An 18,195-nucleotide genomic window follows, 5' to 3' on the forward strand; every position below is an offset into this window, starting at 1 on the left:
CCTGACATTATTTTATGGTGATGACAGCCCGGGAATGATGCCCGGCTGCCCCGTTTATTTTATAAAAGCTTTTACCACTTTGGCCGTGGCAGCGCCTTCGTTGATGATCTTATAAGAACCCGCCGCGGCAGGTATGGCAAAAGTTTCCGCGTAGTTGTACCGCTGGCGGAACCCGTTGGCGGTCTCCACCAGTACAGATCTCCCTTCCACCAGCATCAGCACATGACATTTGCCTTCGGTTTCCACTTCAACCGTACCGGTAAACTCGATCCTGTGCACATCGTAAAAATGTTCCGCATGGGTAGGCACATGCACCAGCTGCCAGTTTTCGCCGGCGGCTATCACCTGCTGTTTGGAGATCAGCTCTTTCTTTACCCGCGCGCCTTTGCGGCTGAAATCAAGGTTATTGAAAGCATGATCGATATTGATGGGCCTTGGCTTCCCGTTGAGGTCCAGCCGCACCCAGTCGTACATTTTGAAAGTAAAAATGTAAGGAGTGGCGCTGATCTCCAGCACCAGGTTATTTTTCCCGGAGCTGTGCACCGTACCGTTGGGAATGAGGAAGAAGTCGTGCTTATGCGCATCGTGCACCTGCACGTATTTCCCGATGTCGATGGCCTTATTCTCTGCGGCGCTTTCTTCCAGTGCATGTCGGAAAGCAGCAGGATCAATATCGTCCTGGAAGCCGAGGTATACTTTCGCTCCTTCGCTGCAGTCGAGGATGTAATAGGTTTCATCCTGGGTGATGGTTTCCCCGAATTGCTCCTGTATGTATTTTACGCGGGGGTGGCACTGGATGGAGAGGTTGCCGCCGTCGAAGGTGTCCAGGAAATCGAAGCGGATCGGGAAATCGATGCCGAAGCGCTGCTCATCCTGCCCGAGCACTTCTTTGGAATGTTTCATCATCAGCCAGTCGAATGCGATCTCCAGCAGCCTGCCGCCGCTTTCGAACACCAGCCCGTTCTCGGGAACGATCATTTCAAAAGACCAGGCATAGTTCACTTCTTCCCTGTTGAGACCGGGGATCTTTTCTTTCATCCAATCCCCTCCCCAGGCGCCTGCTTCAAACCAGGGCCTTACGCGGAAAGCGTTGCGGGAAAGGTATTGCAGGCCTTTACTGATAGCTGCGTGGCTTGCCCAGGTGAATTGTTCTTTCCACTGGCCGTCTGCCACTACTTCAATGGAAGGCAGTATCTGCTGCTTGTGCGCGTTGAGCAATACCCAGTCTACGAAATAAAAACGTTTGTAGGTTTCCTGGTTATCGTCCCACTGCTGCTTGCCCAGGTTATTGGCGGTACGGGCGCGCATGCGGTACTGCAGCTCATTCTTGGGAAGGTCTATATAAACCACCGGCGCTTTCAATCCCGTGAGCGCTGCGCCCACGCCGATAACCAGCGTGATGCCTTCCGTTGCCGGCTGCACCTGCCGCAGTTTTTCTTCGTCAAAAAGATCTTTTAAAGTAATGGCAGCCCTTCTGCCCCATACCGTTCCTTTCTCCCCGAGAAAAGGCGCTACCAGTGCCTCCACTTCTTCAGCGGGTTTCATCAGCGAGGAGGCGTACACCAGGTGTACAGCTGTCCCCGCGGCGGTCAGCTCCCGTTCCAGGGAGCCGGCGATATACTCCCAGTCGTTGCCGACATATCCGTCTATAAGGATCACATTGTGGCCTGCCATCCAGTTTGCAAGACTGGCATACCCGCACTGGATGCTGCCCGCTTCCAGCCTGGCGAAAGGATACATGTCGTAATGGCCCGCCGGGGGCGCCGCTTTCTCCGCTGTCGTAACGGGCATCAGGGGTTGGGTTGTTTTTCTCCAGTTCATCATGGTGTTCATTGTCTATCGCGCGTTGTTGTTATTTACTAAGTATAGATCTGCATATCCAGGCGGCGCCTGAAAGGGCCGAGTTCTCGCCGCGCCCGGAAATATGCACGCTGGTCCCGATGTTGTTCCGCTGCAAACAGGCCTCCAGCGAGGGCAGGAAGTAAGGATGCGCCTTGCGGATATTACCGCCTATCACCAGCCGCTCAGCATCAAAATCCGCGAGCCAGGGAGCCAGTACCTCGCCTAAAGCTTCGCCCAGTTCGGCGAACAGCGCGAGGGCAACGGCATCCTGCTTTTCAGCCAGCTCGCCGATGGTCTTCACTTCATGCAGGCGCTGGCCGGTGCGCTGGTGATATTCATTGAGCAGCCAGCGGGAAGAGATATAATCTTCCGCGATGCCTGTCCTGTAAGGCAGATGATAGATATACCCTTCCGGCGGTATGCCTTTGCCTTCGTGGAGAATCTCATTATCGCGCAGGAAGGTGCCCCCCAGGCCGGTGCCGAGCGTAACGGCCACCATGCGGCGGCTGCCGGCCCCTTCGCCTGCCCATGCTTCGCCGAGGGCAAAACAGGAAGCATCGTTTTCGAAATAAATGCCTTTGGAATATTGCAGGGATGATTTCAGCTCCTCCCGGATGTTCATGCCGTAAAGGGATTCGTATTTAGCTACGCCTTTGATCAGCGAGATGCCGCCCGGGTAATCGAAGGGCCCCGGCATGGCTATGCCGATGGCAGCCACTTCATTGTTGGCTGCGGCCAGGGTGCGGCTGATGCAGGCCGTCCACCGTGATAATATCGCTTCCGCGCCGGCGGCGGCGTTCACCGGTTCTTTGAATTTGCATTCGTCTGCCACCGCGCCATTGGCAAGGTTTACCAGGGCCGCCGTTATATGCGAACCGCCAATATCCGCACCGATCACATACATATTGTTCATATGTTTGAACATATTAAGAATGAAGAAAAAAATATCCTTTTCCTGCGCGGAGCAAAAAAAGGAGTGGTAAAACAGATCAGCGTTCTGATCTTATTTCAATGGAATACGTGAATTTATCGGACCGGTAATAACCTATGTTGTACTCCACCGGCCTGTCGCCCGGATCGTATACAAAACGTTCCCTGAAGAGCACGGGGCACTTCGGGTCTACCTGCAGCTTTTTCGCCACAGTGCCGGCAACCAGGGCACTGATGTGTTCGCTGGACCGTACAACGGTGATATCGAACTTTTCGGACAGCAGCTGGTACAACGGACGGTTCAGGTCGTCGCTTTCAGTAAGGGTGATACGTGGATGGAAGAAACTTTCGAAGTAAACGATCGGTTCGCCGTCTACACCTTTGAGTTTACTGAGTTTACAGATGGGCGTGCCGTGCGGGATGTTGAAGAAGCCCGCCATTTTTTCGTCCGCCTTCACCTTTTCGAGCGTGAGCAGGAGGTTGGATGTGATGATGCCGCGTTTGGACATTTCCTTGGTGAAGCTCTGCCAGTCCTGCAGGCTGGTGGAAAGCTGGCGTGGCGCCACTTTGGTGCCTACTCCTTTTTTCCTGGTGAGCAGTCCTTCGTATTCCAGCTTATTGGTTGCCTGGCGAATGGTGTTCCTGGAAACGCCCAGCCGGTTGGCCAGCTCCACCTCCTTCGGCAGGAAGGAGCCGTTCTGGTACTCAGGCTGGCCTATCAGGTTCCGCAGCAGTTCTTCCACCTGTATGTGGAGCGGCATTTTGCTCTTATGGTCGATCTTTAAACCCATGTATGAATGTTCAAACATAGTAAAGTTTGGAAAATAAAACAAGCCCGCCGGGATTTTTTTTCCCGGCGGGATGATGGGTGTTAAGGATCTTCCGTCCGAGTACTTATTTGGATGCTTCCCAATTGTCTGTACGGAAAGGCGAAGCCGGCAAACCTTCGGTATTAAAAAGCTCGCCTGTAAACCAGTCTTTGAAAGCATACCGGACTGCCGCCGGATTTTTTACCTGGCCGGACCATACGCGGATACCGGCTTGCGTTATTTTGGCCGTGGCGGGATGAAAGATCTTATCCTCCCCTGCTATTTCGAACAGGGTAAGGTCTTTCTCCCCGGCATACAGTCCGTTTGGAGCATGATCAAACGCGAGGTCAACGGTGTCGGCAGTGATCTTCATCGACCTGTAAACCGGGCCCCGGTATGGAAGCTGGGCGCCCCCATAATCCCTTGCCAGCGCGCAATAGGCCAGGCGTTTGCCGACAGTCATTTTATCCGGCGGGTGGATCGATAATTCTTTCCCGATATCGGCGGTTACCGCCATTGCCGAGTTGGGGATCAGCTTCAGGGCCTGCAGCTGCGCTTCCCTGAGATAGGCTGACTTTTTATCGTTTTCGTATTTATACGGCGCGATCTGCACATAATAAAACGGCCATTCCCCGCAATTCCAGCGTTTACGCCAGTCTGCCACCATCGACTGCATCATCTGCGGATACTCACTATAATTCCTCCTGTTGGCCTCTCCCTGGTACCATAATACCCCTTTGATGGTGAAACCGGCGATGGGGCTGATCATTGAATTATAAAGCGCGGTAGCGCTGTTCTGGTTCAGTTTCACAGAATCGCCGGGAGCCGGGATCTTCACTGAAGGAAAGGCCTGCAATGCAGACGGGCTCATCCATGCTTCAATACGGGTTCCGCCCCAGGCCGTGAGCACGATGCCAACAGGCACATCCAGCTTTTCCTGGATGATCTTTGCAAACAGGTAGCCCACAGCGCTCATCTCGCCCACACCTTCGATATCCGCTTCTTCCCAGCGGCGCGCCTTTGTATCGAACTGAGCCTGGTCAGACACCTGGCGCGTAACCTGGAACAGCCGGAGTTTGGAATTCTTCGCATTCATCAGCAGATCGTTTGAGCCTTCTATGGGCTGGTTGCGAAAGCCTTTAACGGGCATCGACATATTGGACTGGCCTGAGCAAACCCATACCTCGCCGATGAGTATATTCTTCAGCACCAGTTTTTCACCATCGTCGAAGGTGATGCTGAAAGGGCCGCCTGCCGCCGGGGTGCTTACTGAAACACGCCAAAGGCTGTCGCTGCCGGCCTGGGCGGTGTACGATCTTCCGTTCCAGCTGGTTGTGATCTTCACTTTCGCTGCCGGGCGTGCCTTCCCCCAGAGAGCGGCGTTCGTTTTTTGCTGAAGCACCATGTTGTGATCGATGACAGCCGGGAGAATTACTTTAGCGCTGGCAATGGTATTCGCCAGCAAAAACAGCCCGATACAAGCTTTTATTCGTTTCATATGATTTGGTTGATAAAAAAAAGGTCGAAAAATAAATGTATAAATTATGTAGTACATATCAAAGCAGTTATTTCATGCGCAGCAGGACTGCATTCCACCTGCGCTGGTCAGCTTATCATGTATCATTCTCCCATTTTCTATATTCTCATTTTTTGTAGATTTAATTATGAAGAAACTTTTTTGTTACCTGTTGTTCCCGTTTGCCCTTGCCTGTAAAAAAGAAAATACAGACGCTACGCTGAACATCCCTGAACCGGATCCCGTTGTGATTCAAAATACTTATACCGTGGTAACCGCGGCAAGCAGCGTATCGCTGGTGTCAGGCACCGAATACAGGTTAGGATTAGCCCCCTTCGCCTCCTTCTTTAAATTTGACCGGGGCGTCAGCAATGGCATCCTGTACTACAACGCCATCCTGGGAAGCGCCAGGAATTTTAAGCCGCTTAAGTTTTACATATTAAATGATGGAACGGGGAAAGTCGTTGCAGTGGCCACTCCTACTGAAGCGGAGAGGGAAGAGTTTGATGAGGAATGGGACTAAAATAGCCGTAAGGCCAAATCATTTTATAAAAAAGAGAGCTACCGGAAACAGTAGCTCTCTTTTTTTTATGCCAATAAATATTTGTAATCCTGCTACGGCCAATCAGGATTCTGTCCCAGGTTAGGGTTCCTGTCCCGCACGGTCTGCGGGATCGGGTAGAGATATTTGGCATCGGTCCACTGACGCGGGCCGGGATTCCATATCACTTCGCCGGAAGTGCCGTTGGACAGCTGTATGCGGCCCACCGCGGTGGAGGGGCTTACATCTACGAATGCGATACCGGGTGTGGTGGAAGTCGGTTTGGTGCCCTGGTAGAAATATACATCCTTGATGCCGTCGCCATTCAGGTCATGCTCACCCAGGGCCGGAACATACATGCCGTTCATGGGCGCGTCCTGGAACAGTTCGCCGACTTTCCAGCGGCGCAGATCGTCCGGGCGGAGGCCTTCGAAGACCAGCTCCACTCCCCTTTCGCGCAGCACTTCCAGCAGCACGGGGTTGGTGAATTTATTGGCGAAGAACGCGATCATGTATGGATCAGCCACTGTAGGCAATGTAGTAAGCGTAGGGCCTGTGATGCCCGCTCTTTTGCGCAGTGCGCCGATGGTGGCAGTCCACTCAGCCGCTGTCATTTCGTTCCGCTCGGCGAGCGCTTCGGCTTTGTTGAGCAGCACTTCAGCATAACGCATGATGATATGGGCATTGTCGTTGCGGCTTTCGTCGTCGTAAGGGAAACGTTCGTCGTAGCACCATTTGATGGGCTGGTAGCCGGTGTAGGTCTGGTTGAAATTCGGCGGAGCGGCTACGGGAACACCATTTTCAGTTCTGCGGTAATCTCCCAGGCGGATGGTTTGTTTCAGCCGCAGGTCACGGTCTTTCACTTCATCCACGAACGGCGTTGTTGCGTATCCTGCCTTGCTGGTAAACGGCGTGCCGTCGAGATTGAGGTAGGTGTTGATGAAACGGCGCGTCAGGCTGGGGCGGTTGCCATACGTGGGACTGATGAACCGCCGGTTGGCGGAGCTGTAAACCTGGAGGTTGCTGCTCAGCGCCACGGAAAGGATGGTTTCGTCGGCGAAAGCGGATTTTGCGATGAACAGCTCCCGGTATCCCTTGTCAGGCGCGGCGCCCTGGTGCAGTGAAAAACCTTTGATCTCGTTCGCTGCTTCTATCACTTCCTGGTACCAGGCGGCGGCAGTGGCCTGCTTGCCGTAGTTCGTATGATATTTGCGGAACGATGCTTCGAACAGGCAGATACGTGTTTTGTAGGCACGGGCCACATTTTTGGTGATGCGGGTGCTGGTCTGGTCGGAGGTCAGCGTGATGTTCTCGATCGCATAGTCAAGATCTGCCAGCACTTTGTCCATCACATCAAACCTGTTGTCGCGCGGCGCTTTCAGCTTGTCCATATCGGTCACTTCGATCGGTTTATCGATCCAGGGCACATCGCCAAACCGTTTTACTTTTTCGAAATAAAACAGGGCGCGGAAAAAACGTGCCAGGCCGAGGTAATGCGTTTTGGTAGCGACGTTGCTCTTTTCGGCGTTCTCTATAAAAAAATTGATGTTGCGCAGGTCCGTCCAGGTCCAGCCGGAGCTGGTAACAGGAGAAAGTGCGTTCGGCGCCAGGTAGTTGTCCACCCCGTTGCGTGCTACCAGATCAGAATTGTCGTCGTCCTGGAACACACCTACATCCGTGTTCGGAAGCAGGTCATAGAATGAATTCGTATATAATTCCAGGCCGCTTTCAGACCCGAACACGGCTTCGCTGGTAGCAGTGTCCACCGGCGTGTCATTGAGGTCGCAGGAGCTGGCGGACAGCAGCAGCGCCAGCGCAAGTGTATAATTGAATATTTTTCCAGTCTTCATGATTTAAAAATTGAGGGTCAAACCTATTGATACCGCTTTCAGCATGGGATAGTTATAACCATCGCCGCTGGTGCCGCCGCTCAGATCGCGGTCGGAGCCGTAAATGCTGGTCACGTCTGTATCACGGGTCCATTTGTACATGGGCGACCATGTCCAGAGGTTTTCTGCCGATACATATACTTTCAGGTCGCGGGCGTGTATTTTGGATACAAGGCGCTGCGGGAGCGTGTACCCGACCTGTAAGTTTCTCAGCCTGATGTAAGCAGCGTTTTGCAGGAAACGGTCGTTGGCTACCTGCAACGCGCGGCCGGTGCCCTGGGCTACGTAACCCACGAGGCGGGGCAGGTATGCATCAAAATTCCCCAACTCTTCGCGGAACATATTATTCTCCTGCCAGCGCGGATAGGCGTTGTACGGGCGGTTATATTGTCCCCAGAAACGTGCTTCAGAAGATGGATACCAATCCTGTTTCATCACTCCCTGAAAGAAAGCGGACAGGAAGATACCGTTCCAGTCGCCGGAAAGATTCAGCCCGAAAGTATAACGCGGCTCGGAGTTGCCGATGATGGTCTTGTCACCTGAGTTGCCAACGCGGTTCAGGCCCTGATAGATCACGTTATCGCCATCCAGGTTCCTGAACTTGAGATCGCCCGGGTAGTTCTTGCGGGTATTGGTGTTCTGAATATTAGCCTGCGAAGGTGATTTAGAAATTTCGTCGGCTGATCTGAACAGCCCTTCCACCTGGTATCCCCAGATCTCGCCTACACGCTGGCCTTCGTAGTAGTCGGTGAGGTTTTTATCAGGATTGTTGTATTTGGTGATAATGGCCCTTGAATCGGCTAAAGTAAACCGCACGCCATACCGGAAGGGTTTCGATGCCATCGAAAACTGGTCGGACCAGTTAACGGACAGTTCCCAGCCGGTGGTTTCAAGGTCGGCGTAGTTGCCTTTTGGTACATCCGTACCAAATACTTCCGGTACGGTGGGGCCTTTTGTGAACATGTCCTTCGTCCAGCGGCGGTAAACATCGCCGGTAAACGTCAGCCGGTTGTTCAATGCAGAGAAGTCAAGACCGAGGTTGCCGGTGGTGGAAGTTTCCCAGGTCAGCCCGTCGGGTATTACGTTCGGCTGGCGGGTGGCCTGTGGGCGGATGCCGTTGATCACACGGCCCGACTGGGAGATGCTGAATTTTTCGTTAAAGGAATAAGGATCAACGTTACCATTGCCCAGTGAACCATAAGAAGCCCGCAATTTAACGTTCGACAAAACTTTGGGACTCACTGTCCAGAACGGTTCTTCAGAAATCCTCCACCCGGCCGATACTGAGGGAAAGAAGCCCCATTGCTGGTCTGTCGGGAATTTGGATGAACCGTCGTAGCGGCCGTTCACTTCCAGCAGGTAACGTTCGCGGAAATTGTAGTTGATACGGTAAAAGCCGCCCGCGGTCGCCCATCTCTGGTAGCCGCCGGTCGTGGTGATGCTCTGGCCGAGGGCCAGGCTGATATCGTCCGCATCGCCGTAAACAATGCCGTTGCGCTGTACCGTCAGGTTGTTGTAAACCGATTGTTCATAGTTGAAGCCGGCCAGGAAATTAAAGTTATGACCGCCGTCGAAAGACTTCACATAATCCGCATAAAAGTTAGTAGCGAGATAGTTGGTGGTTCTTTTTCTTTCCTGCAGGTCGTTTGTATTGGAGCCGGTATAACCGATCACGCCTTTTGCGCGGCTGTAGGGTACCTGCACGCGGTTCTGCTGCGAAGCGATGTCCGTGCTCTGGAAGGTAAAGTCTCCGCGAACGGTCAGCTTATTTTCGAAGAACTGCGCTTTGGCGCCGATCTTGTTCTTAAGGAAACGCTGCGTGTTGTCGATAGCATTGCGGCCGATGTAATAGTCACCTACCGTGTAGGCGGCTGAAAACGACAATGTACCGTCCGGGTTTAATAACGGAGCCAGCGGATGGCCTTCGTCTGCCATATTACGGTATATCCCGCTCCCCTCGCCTACGTTCAGCGGCTGGTGATATTTCCGCACTGAATATTCAGTGTTGTTGTCGATCTGCAGCCAAGGTGTTACCTGCATGCTGCCCTTCGCCCGTAAGTTATACATCTTGTAGTCATCGCTGTTGTAGCGAAATAGGCCATCCTGGCCGTTGTATCTGCCGCTCAGGTAAAAAGTAGCTTTTTCGGTGCCGCCGGAAACAGAAAGGTTATGATCCTGCGCGCCAAAATTCTTTTTATACAACTCATCGTACCAATCGGTGCTGTAGAAATATTGATATTCACCGGTGGACGGATTCACTTCTATTCTCGGCAGAGAGGGATCTTCCCACCTTCTTTTGATCTCCGCAAGATATGCGGGAGAAAAGCTGATGGTCTTGTTGATAGCCGTAGGCGTGGCGCCGTTGTCGTTCCACCTGGACCATGCATCGCTGAATCCCTTTGCCCAGGGATAAGAATCGGTAATATTATCCGGCACTTCAGTAGGCGATTTGATCGCATAGTTGGCAGAATAAGTAACATTGGTTCTCCCTCCCTTTGGCACTTTCGTTGTGATGAGCACTACGCCGAATGCTGCGCGGCTGCCATAGATCGATGCGGATGCTGCATCTTTCAACACAGACACGTTCTCGATGTCGTTGGGGTTAAGCATGCCGGGATCTCCTTCCACACCGTCGATCAGCACCAATGCGCTACCGCCCTGCCCGATGGAAGTCGTACCGCGGATATTGAATGAAGGCGATTGCGTGGGCTTTCCATCCAGCATCCTCAGGTTAAGGTTGGGTACCACTCCTACAAGACCCTGCGCGAGGTTGGGCACAGGCCTGTTCTGGAATGCGTCCGGACCCACCTGGTCTACCGCGCCGGTAAGATTCACTTTCTTCTGCGTGCCATAACCCACTACCACCACCTGGTTGAGCGATTTTGTGTCCGGCGCGAGCTGTATATTGAGCGTGCCCCCCTTGCCGGGCCTGATCTCCTGGGTAGCGAAGCCGATAAAAGAAAACACCAGTACAGCGCCTTCATCGGGTATGTTGATCGAATAATTACCATTCTCATCTGTAGCAGTGCCGGTCTGTGTGCCTTTGATCACGACGCTTACACCAGGCAAGCCCTCGCCCGTAGTGCTGGTCACCCTCCCCGTCACCCGGCGGTCAGCTTCTGACACTACATTATGCGCATACGGCGCCAGAGATGCAGCTTTTGCCCAGGCCGCCGCGTTTCCCAAAAAGAGCAACGCCATGCAGGCCAATGTTTTTTGATGGATGCGCCACATTAGATAACGCCTTTGTTTTCCGAAATGCATAAAATAGATTTAGATTATAGCAGAATAAGTGATGAGAAACAGTATAAGCAGGACAATGGATGACGGTAAGGATGCGCATGGCGGTTCCCTTGCTGGAAGCCGCCTTCCAGTCATTATAATATTATGGCCATGATGTTGTTATCAGAAATTTATTTACCTCATGTCAGCGAGGCAAAATTGAAAAAATTCGATCAGAAGTTCATTCAGGTTAAATGCAATTAACAAATTGATAATCTTATCGGGAAACCAAGCTCCTAATGCATGCTTTGAAGCGTAGCCCCTCCCCCCAATGAGGGATACCCGTGTCTTCCGGAATAGCCGTCCTTTGCAGTAACAGTATCCAGATTGACCATAACCTTATCCGCGCATGATAAAACGTTTACACCTGCTGAGCATCTTCCTGCTCTTTTCCTCTTATTTACAGGCGCAGGAAAATTTCATTTACGCCAATTTCAATAAGAACCTTGGCCTGGTGAACCCTGCCATCATGGGCATGGATTCATCCACTTCGCTGACGGCGTTTGGCCGTAAACAATGGGCCGGCATCAACGATGCGCCGGTCGCCTTTAGTTTCACAGGCAATACTTTCGTGCGGAAGCCGGGGATTGCCGTGGGTCTTGTGGCAGAGTACAAAAAGATCGCCGTTATTTCCTACGCATCATTGGGCGCTATGGTGTCCAAAACGGTGAATATCGGTCCCACGGAACGCCTCACCCTCGGCTTCTACGGCGGCATGGACAATTTTTCGGCGCGTTATGGCGGCTTGGGGCAGGGCGATCCTTTGCTGGCCAACAAGCAGCCGGTGAATGAATGGCGGGGCGTGGCCGGGTTCGGTATTATGCTGCACCGGGACAATTTCTACATCGGCGCTTCCATGCCGCGCATCAAGCTGAAGAACTTCAGGAGCGAAGGCCAGCTGCGGCCGGAAGACGAAGGCAACAGCGGTTATGTGGCGGCAGGCAGCCTTCACCTGCTCGGGGAAAACTTCGCAGTGGCTCCTTCCCTGCTTTACAATATCTTCCCGCAGGAAAAACCATTGGATATAGGCGCCACCGTTATATACCGCGAAAGTGCCGCCCTTGGCCTCACCTGGCGCAGTACGGGAGAAATGAACGCCGCGCTGCAATACACCGTTCAGCGCAGGCTGCAGCTGGGGTACTCCTATATTTTCGCGGTGGGTAACAAGTACAACATTATCCGTTTCAGCTCCGGTTCGCATGAGATCTTCGTGAACTACAGGATACCCTGGGCCGCCGGCGCTTTCCTTCCTTATAAATGGTGGTAATATCCGTTCTCTCCCAAACTCAGCATGATATGTTTTCTTTCCGCATAAAAATCCTGTTCTGCGCACTGGTGTTGCTGCTCGCAACCCTGCACAGCCATTCACAGACCGCGCCTTTTGTGGACGCTACGCCCGCCGGTTTCGGCAATCTCAACACCGTCGGCGGGTTTACCGCATGGGCCGATTATGACAACGACGGCGACCTGGACGTATGCATGGCCGGCCTTGAATCGATGGCAGCCCGGTCGCACGTGCGCATCTTCCGCAACGACGGCGGCGGCAGTTTTACCGACATCGGCGTTGACTTCGGCGCAGCCGCCAACATATCGACGATGACCATCATCTGGTTGGATTATGACAACGACGGCTGGCAGGACCTGCTGCTGATACCCGGTGGCAAAGTGTTGCTTTACCACAACAACAACGGCGTTTTTACAGAGGCCGCCAATACCGGGTTGCCTGCGGTCCTTGTTAACAGCGCCGGCGCAGCGGGTGATTATGATAACGACGGATACCCCGACCTTGCCCTTAGCGGCTTTGACAATACCGCAAGGGTGTCCGTTATCTACCACAACAACCGGCAGGGCGGTTTCGAGGCAACCGGCATTCCCCTCCTGGGCGTAGCGGGTGGAGATCTTGCCTGGGCCGACTATGATAAAGACGGGCTGCTGGACCTGATGCTGATCGGCTTCACGGAAACCGAATCCGCCAACCGCTTATACCGCAACCTCGGGAATGGTAATTTTTCCGCCGGCACTATGCTGGGAAGTTTTGGTTACCATAACGGCACCATTGCCTGGGGCGATTATGATAATGACGGCTATCCTGATCTGCTGTTAGCCGGATTCAGCTCGCAGAACCCGGATTATTACCTTACCTCTATTTTTCACAACAACGGCGGGGCCGGGTTTACCGCCGACCATACCACTTTGCCAGGCGTGAGCGGCACCGCCGCCTGGGGCGATTATAATAACGACGGATTGCTGGACGTGGTGCTGGCCGGGCAAACAGTTTGGGAGCCGGAGCAGTCTACCACACAAGTATACAGGAACAACGGCGGCAATAATTTCTCCCTTGCGGCAACACTGCCATCCCGGACTTTTTCGGCTGCCTCCTGGGCCGACTATAATAAGGACGGCCGGCTGGACCTGCTGTGGATCGGTTCCGAACTTGGAAATTCATTTGCCTGCAAGCTGTACAGGAATACCATTGCCGCCGCCAATACACGGCCTGCGGCGCCTTCCGGGCTTACTCATGCCATTTCAGCCGATGAAAAGTCCGTTACCTTCACCTGGCAGCCGGCGCAGGACGGGCAAACCGCCGCCGCCGGGTTGTATTACAACATCTATTTGTATGAAGACCCGGGCAGTAACGTGAAGATCAACCCATATGCGGGTCCGGGCGGCTACCGCAGGCTTGTGGGCATGGGCAATACCACCCAGAACACCAGTTATACGTTCCATGGCCTTTCGTACGACAAAGTATACCGCTGGAGCGTGCAGGCCGTAGACGCAGCCTGGGCGGGCTCCGCCTTTGCCGCGGAACGATCGTTCCCCACCCGTAAAACACAGACCATACAACTGAACGACCTCATACATCAATACGGCGATCCGGATTTTGTGCCTGCTACGCTCAACTCCGGCCTGCCGCTCATGATCCAGCTGGGAAACCCCTCCGCGGCGGAACTCCTGCCCGACGGCAAGATCCGCATCAAGGCGGTGGATACCTGTTCGCTCATCGCATGGCACCCCGGCAATGCGGAATGGCTGCCCTTCACCCTGATCCAGGAAACGATGCAATTCCTGCCAGGCACGCTCACCGTTGCAGCAGACAATAAAAACATCACCTACGGCGATGCGCTTCCCGCGCTCACCTACAGTATTACCGGCTTCGCGGGCAGCGAAACTGAGAGCGTGCTCACACAGCCCGTGCAGATATCCACCACAGCCACCGGCAGCAGCGGCGTTGGCACATACCCGATCACGACGGGCGGCGCGGCGGCAGCCAACTACACTTTCGTTTACCCGCCGGGCACGCTCACTATCAGTCCGAAGAAGTTGGAAATTGTACTGCCGCCAATTGCCGATAAAGTGTACGGGGCTGCCGACTTTGTGCTCAGCGTGCAGGCGGACCCCGCCCTGCCCCTCACCTTCAGCAGCAGCCAGCCCGGCGTGGCCACGATCGACGTTAACGGAAACATTCATCTTACCGGCACAGGCACCACTCAAATTGCCGCCATGCAGCAAACCGGCGGCAACTACCTCGGCGATACCGCCCTTGTAACGCTGCGGGTAACACAGGCGTCGCAAACCCTCACTTTCCCGGCCATTGCGCCCAAAACCTTCGGCGATGCGGATTTTGACCCGCAGGTACAGAGCAGCGCGGGCCTGCCCATACAGCTAAGCAGTTCAGATCCGAACGTAGCGACCATTGTTGACGGCAAAATACACATCACAGGGGCCGGTACGGCTACGATCACGGCTACGCAAAGCGGGAACACCAATTACAGCAGCGCCACTGCCACTGCGGCACTCACGGTCAACAAGGCTGCGCAAACCATCACCTTCCAGCCATTGCCGGCCAAAACCTTTGGCGATGCGGATTTTTCGCCGCAGGCACAGAGCAGCGTCGGCCTGCCGATCACTTTCACCAGTTCCGACGCCAATGTGGCTACTGTCACAGCAGGCGGCGATATTCATATAACCGGTACCGGTAGTGTCACCATCACGGCTACGCAAAGCGGCAATGCCAATTACAACAGTGCCACCGCCACCGCCGTGCTGACCGTGGGCAAAGCCACCCAAACCATCACCTTCCAGCCGATCCCGGCAAAAACCTTTGGTGATGCGGATTTCACGCCGCAGGCACAAAGCAGCGCGGGATTGCCCATCACTACATTTAACAGTTCCGACGCCGATGTGGCAACTATTACAGCAGACGGCAACATCCACATTACCGGCGCAGGCACCGCCATCATCCTGGCTACACAGATCGGGGACGCCAATTACAACAGCGCCACGGCTTCCGCGGTATTAACCGTAAATAAAGCCACGCAGACTATCACCTTCGACCCGCTGCCGGCCAAAATCTTCGGCGACATGGACTTTGCGCCGCAGGCGCAGAGCAGCGCAGGCCTACCGTTGCAGTTCAGCAGCTCAGACGCGAATGTGGCCACTATCACGGCTGACGGAAAGATCCACATCACAGGTACCGGCACAGTTACGATCACCGCTACGCAAAGCGGCAACACCAATTATAACGGCGCTACCGCTACCGCCGTACTAACTGTAGGCAAGGCTGCGCAAACCATCACCTTCCAGCCGCTGCCGGCCAAAACCTTCGGTGATGCGGATTTTGCGCCGCAGGCACAAAGCAGCACGGGGCTACCCGTCACTTTTACCAGCTCCGACGCCAATGTAGCTGCTATCACTTCAAGCGGCGATATTCATATAACCGGCACCGGTAGTGCCACCATCACGGCCACACAAGGCGGCAATCCCAATTACAGCAGCGCCACCGCCACCGCGGTGCTGACCGTGGGCAAAGCCACACAAACCATTACCTTCCAGCCACTCCCGGCCAAAACCTTTGGTGATGCGGATTTTGCGCCGCAGGCGCAGAGCAGCGTAGGATTGCCCATCATCTTTACCAGTTCTAATACCAACGTAGCCACTATTACGGCAGGCGGTGATATCCACATTACAGGCGTGGGCACCGCTACTATCACCGCTTCACAAAGCGGCAATGCCAATTACAACAGCGCTACTGCTACCGCTGTGCTGACTGTAGGCAAAGCCACGCAGACCCTCACCTTCCAGCCGCTGCCGGTAAAAACCTTCGGCGATGCAGATTTTGCGCCGCAGGCACAAAGCAGCGCAGGGTTGCCTGTTACCATTTTTACCAGTTCCGATGCCAATGTGGCCACTATTACCGCAGACGGCAATATCCACATTACCGGTGCAGGCACGGCCACCATCACGGCTTCACAACCCGGCAACAGCAACTATAATAACGCCGCTGCCACCGCTGTATTGACGGTAAATAAAGCCACGCAAACCGTCACTATCGACCCGTTGCCGGTCAAGACCTTCGGCGATGCGGACTTCGCGTTCAATGCGCGCGCCAGCACCGGCCTGCCGCTTACATTCAGCAGCGCAAATGCCAATGTAGCCACGATTGCAGCCGATGGTACCATTCATATCACCGGGGCGGGCACTGTTAGTATTACGGCAACACAAAGCGGCACCGGCAATTACGAGGCCGCCAGCGCCACGGCAACGCTCACCGTTGGCAAAGCCGCACAGCAGGTAACACTGGCTAACCTGCCGGTAAAAACCTTTGGCGATGCGGATTTCGCTGCGGGAGCCATCGCTTCCAGCGGGCTGCCTGTCGTATACACCAGTTCAGACGCCGGCGTGGCCACCGTGAATGCGTCTGGCCAGATCCACATTACAGGCGCCGGCACAGTCACAATCACTGCCACGCAACCCGGCAACGGCAACTACGCCGCTGCCGTCCCGGTTGCCAAACAGCTGGTCGTGAAAAAAGCCGCTCAAACCATCACATTCGGACCGCTGACGGCGCGCAACGTAAACGAACCACCATTCAACCCCGGCGCCACCGCCAGCTCCGGCCTGCCCATTACATACGAGATAGAGAACACCACCGTTGCCACGGCAGCCAATGCACTGGTAACGCCGCTACGCGCCGGCATTACCCGCATCACCGCAAGGCAACCGGGCAACAGGAACGTCGAAGCCGCCACGCCGGTTACACAGGAACTGGAGATCACTTCCTCCGGCAAGGAAATAAAAGTGAACGATGCCGTGACGCCAAATGGGGACGGCATCAACGATCACCTGCAAATAGAAGGCCTGCGCAATTTCCCGGACAACGAGATCCATATCGCCAATGCGGCCGGCAGGATCGTGTTTGAAGCGAAACCTTATAAGGGCGATTTTAAGGGATATGCCAGCCACGGCAGCCAGCTGCTGCCTAAAGGCGTGTACTATTATGTGTTCTTCTACACATCAGGCGGCGCCCGCAAAAAAGTGACGGGCTACTTTGTGCTGGAGTATTAATTACAGGGAAGATCCAACCGGCAGGCCAACACCATCGTGAGCGGCCTGCCGGTTGTGTTATAAAGCATCCAGGAAATCCAGGTACAGCGGAACACTTCTTTCAATCCATTCAGCAGAAGTGTTGTACTCAATCCCGTAATAAGCAAACAGCGGCCTGTAATCTGCCTTTACATATTCAAAAGTAAGTTCGAACGGGCGGGTCAGTTCCGCCAGGGAATATTTATATCTCTCCGACGGATGATACTCATGCTCGTCCACGCCCAGTGAAATAGCCAGGGCAACTTTTTTCCCCGAGACCTTGTACCCGCTCCTGCTGCCATATGCCCATCCACGGGTCAATACTTCATCCAGCCATTTCTTTAAAAGCGGCGGGCAATTGAACCAGTAATAAGGAAACTGGAACACGATCCTGTCGTGCTGCTCAACCAGCGTCTGCTCTGCCGGCACGTCGATCTTTTCGTCAGGATATTTTTCGTACAGTGAGTGTACGGTATACTTACCGGGAAATTTATTCAATTCTTCCATCCATCTTTTATTCACCAGCGAGCTTTTAATGTCGGGATGGGTAACGATCACCAATGTTTTCATTTTTATCAAGATTCAGCTACACCAAAAATAAAGCGGGTGGCGGGAATTTTGTAAATTGACAACCAATTGTAACGTACTATAAAAAATGTAAGTATGTCAAAGATCAAGGAAACATCCACCAACTATGCCAACAAAAAAGCATTGGCTGATGAATGCCTGGAGGTGTATGCCGCCAACATCATCGGCGGGCAATGGGCCCTGGTGATCTGTTCCTGGCTGATAAACGGGAAACTCAGGTTTGGAGAACTGAAAAAACTTTTACCCAACATCACTGAACGGATGCTTGCGCTGCAGCTGCGAAAACTGGAAGACAACAAAGTGGTGAAGCGGACCGTGTACCCCGAGGTCCCGGCACGGGTTGAATATGAGCTGACGCCGATTGGTTATGAGTTGAAACCCATTATCAAACACCTTGAAAAATGGGGAGAGAAACATAAGAACCTTAAATAACAG

At 53.8% G+C, this 18,195-nt stretch carries 11 protein-coding genes; 4 read left to right on the forward strand and 7 right to left on the reverse strand.

Annotation, left to right across the window (positions count from 1 at the left end):
- Positions 1–54 precede the first annotated feature (54 nt).
- The 4 genes from R3I13_RS11260 to R3I13_RS11275 form a co-directional block, all read right to left on the reverse strand.
- Entirely contained in the window at positions 55–1,791 is a 1,737-nt protein-coding gene (locus R3I13_RS11260; protein ID WP_346318052.1) for a class I mannose-6-phosphate isomerase, read from the reverse strand.
- A gap of 61 nt (positions 1,792–1,852) precedes the next feature.
- Entirely contained in the window at positions 1,853–2,755 is a 903-nt protein-coding gene (locus R3I13_RS11265) for an ROK family protein (protein ID WP_346318053.1), read from the reverse strand.
- A gap of 76 nt (positions 2,756–2,831) precedes the next feature.
- Entirely contained in the window at positions 2,832–3,563 is a 732-nt protein-coding gene (locus tag R3I13_RS11270; RefSeq protein ID WP_346318054.1) for a GntR family transcriptional regulator, read from the reverse strand.
- A gap of 103 nt (positions 3,564–3,666) precedes the next feature.
- Positions 3,667–5,079 (reverse strand): sialate O-acetylesterase, encoded by a 1,413-nt coding sequence (locus tag R3I13_RS11275; protein ID WP_346318055.1) that lies wholly within the window; start codon positions 5,077–5,079, stop codon positions 3,667–3,669.
- A 166-nt stretch (positions 5,080–5,245) separates the two neighbouring features.
- Here R3I13_RS11275 and R3I13_RS11280 point away from each other — a divergent pair, with 166 nt between their 5' ends.
- The gene (locus R3I13_RS11280; protein WP_346318056.1) at positions 5,246–5,620 is read left to right on the forward strand and encodes a hypothetical protein; all 375 of its coding nucleotides are present in this window, start codon (positions 5,246–5,248) and stop codon (positions 5,618–5,620) included.
- Positions 5,621–5,712: 92 nt separating this feature from the next.
- On the opposite strand, the gene R3I13_RS11285 is transcribed toward R3I13_RS11280, so the two are convergent.
- Together R3I13_RS11285 and R3I13_RS11290 are read right to left on the reverse strand one after the other, a co-directional pair.
- Positions 5,713–7,488 carry a RagB/SusD family nutrient uptake outer membrane protein gene (locus R3I13_RS11285; RefSeq protein WP_346318057.1) on the reverse strand — a complete coding sequence of 592 codons (1,776 nt, stop codon included), beginning with the start codon at positions 7,486–7,488 and terminating at the stop codon, positions 5,713–5,715.
- Between the two features lie 3 nt (positions 7,489–7,491).
- A complete protein-coding gene (locus R3I13_RS11290) occupies positions 7,492–10,728 on the reverse strand; it encodes a TonB-dependent receptor (protein ID WP_346318058.1) in 3,237 nt (1,078 codons plus the stop codon).
- A gap of 430 nt (positions 10,729–11,158) precedes the next feature.
- Here R3I13_RS11290 and R3I13_RS11295 point away from each other — a divergent pair, with 430 nt between their 5' ends.
- Positions 11,159–12,076, forward strand: a complete 918-nt coding sequence (locus tag R3I13_RS11295; RefSeq protein WP_346318059.1) for a PorP/SprF family type IX secretion system membrane protein — start codon at positions 11,159–11,161, stop codon at positions 12,074–12,076.
- Between the two features lie 29 nt (positions 12,077–12,105).
- Positions 12,106–17,154 carry an FG-GAP-like repeat-containing protein gene (locus R3I13_RS11300; protein WP_346318060.1) on the forward strand — a complete coding sequence of 1,683 codons (5,049 nt, stop codon included), beginning with the start codon at positions 12,106–12,108 and terminating at the stop codon, positions 17,152–17,154.
- Between the two features lie 57 nt (positions 17,155–17,211).
- On the opposite strand, the gene R3I13_RS11305 is transcribed toward R3I13_RS11300, so the two are convergent.
- The gene (locus tag R3I13_RS11305; RefSeq protein WP_346318061.1) at positions 17,212–17,742 is read right to left on the reverse strand and encodes an NAD(P)H-dependent oxidoreductase; all 531 of its coding nucleotides are present in this window, start codon (positions 17,740–17,742) and stop codon (positions 17,212–17,214) included.
- Between the two features lie 93 nt (positions 17,743–17,835).
- Here R3I13_RS11305 and R3I13_RS11310 point away from each other — a divergent pair, with 93 nt between their 5' ends.
- Positions 17,836–18,192, forward strand: coding sequence for a helix-turn-helix domain-containing protein (locus R3I13_RS11310; protein ID WP_346318062.1), 357 nt, complete (start codon positions 17,836–17,838; stop codon positions 18,190–18,192).
- The last annotated feature ends 3 nt before the right edge of the window (positions 18,193–18,195 follow it).

It is taken from the genome of Chitinophaga sp. YIM B06452 (genome assembly GCF_039655965.1).
Classification (GTDB): Bacteria; Bacteroidota; Bacteroidia; order Chitinophagales; family Chitinophagaceae; genus Chitinophaga.

Excerpts from the sequence above, each read along its gene's own strand:
- R3I13_RS11270 (WP_346318054.1), bottom strand. The coding sequence starts at position 3,563 with ATGGGTTTAAAGATCGACCATAAGAGCAAAATGCCGCTCCACATACAG.
- R3I13_RS11295 (WP_346318059.1), top strand. The coding sequence starts at position 11,159 with ATGATAAAACGTTTACACCTGCTGAGCATCTTCCTGCTCTTTTCCTCT.
- R3I13_RS11300 (WP_346318060.1), top strand. The coding sequence starts at position 12,106 with ATGTTTTCTTTCCGCATAAAAATCCTGTTCTGCGCACTGGTGTTGCTG.
- R3I13_RS11275 (WP_346318055.1), bottom strand. The coding sequence starts at position 5,079 with ATGAAACGAATAAAAGCTTGTATCGGGCTGTTTTTGCTGGCGAATACC.
- R3I13_RS11265 (WP_346318053.1), bottom strand. The coding sequence starts at position 2,755 with ATGAACAATATGTATGTGATCGGTGCGGATATTGGCGGTTCGCATATA.
- R3I13_RS11310 (WP_346318062.1), top strand. The coding sequence starts at position 17,836 with ATGTCAAAGATCAAGGAAACATCCACCAACTATGCCAACAAAAAAGCA.
- R3I13_RS11280 (WP_346318056.1), top strand. The coding sequence starts at position 5,246 with ATGAAGAAACTTTTTTGTTACCTGTTGTTCCCGTTTGCCCTTGCCTGT.
- R3I13_RS11260 (WP_346318052.1), bottom strand. The coding sequence starts at position 1,791 with ATGCCCGTTACGACAGCGGAGAAAGCGGCGCCCCCGGCGGGCCATTAC.
- R3I13_RS11290 (WP_346318058.1), bottom strand. The coding sequence starts at position 10,728 with ATGGCGTTGCTCTTTTTGGGAAACGCGGCGGCCTGGGCAAAAGCTGCA.
- R3I13_RS11285 (WP_346318057.1), bottom strand. The coding sequence starts at position 7,488 with ATGAAGACTGGAAAAATATTCAATTATACACTTGCGCTGGCGCTGCTG.
- R3I13_RS11305 (WP_346318061.1), bottom strand. The coding sequence starts at position 17,742 with ATGAAAACATTGGTGATCGTTACCCATCCCGACATTAAAAGCTCGCTG.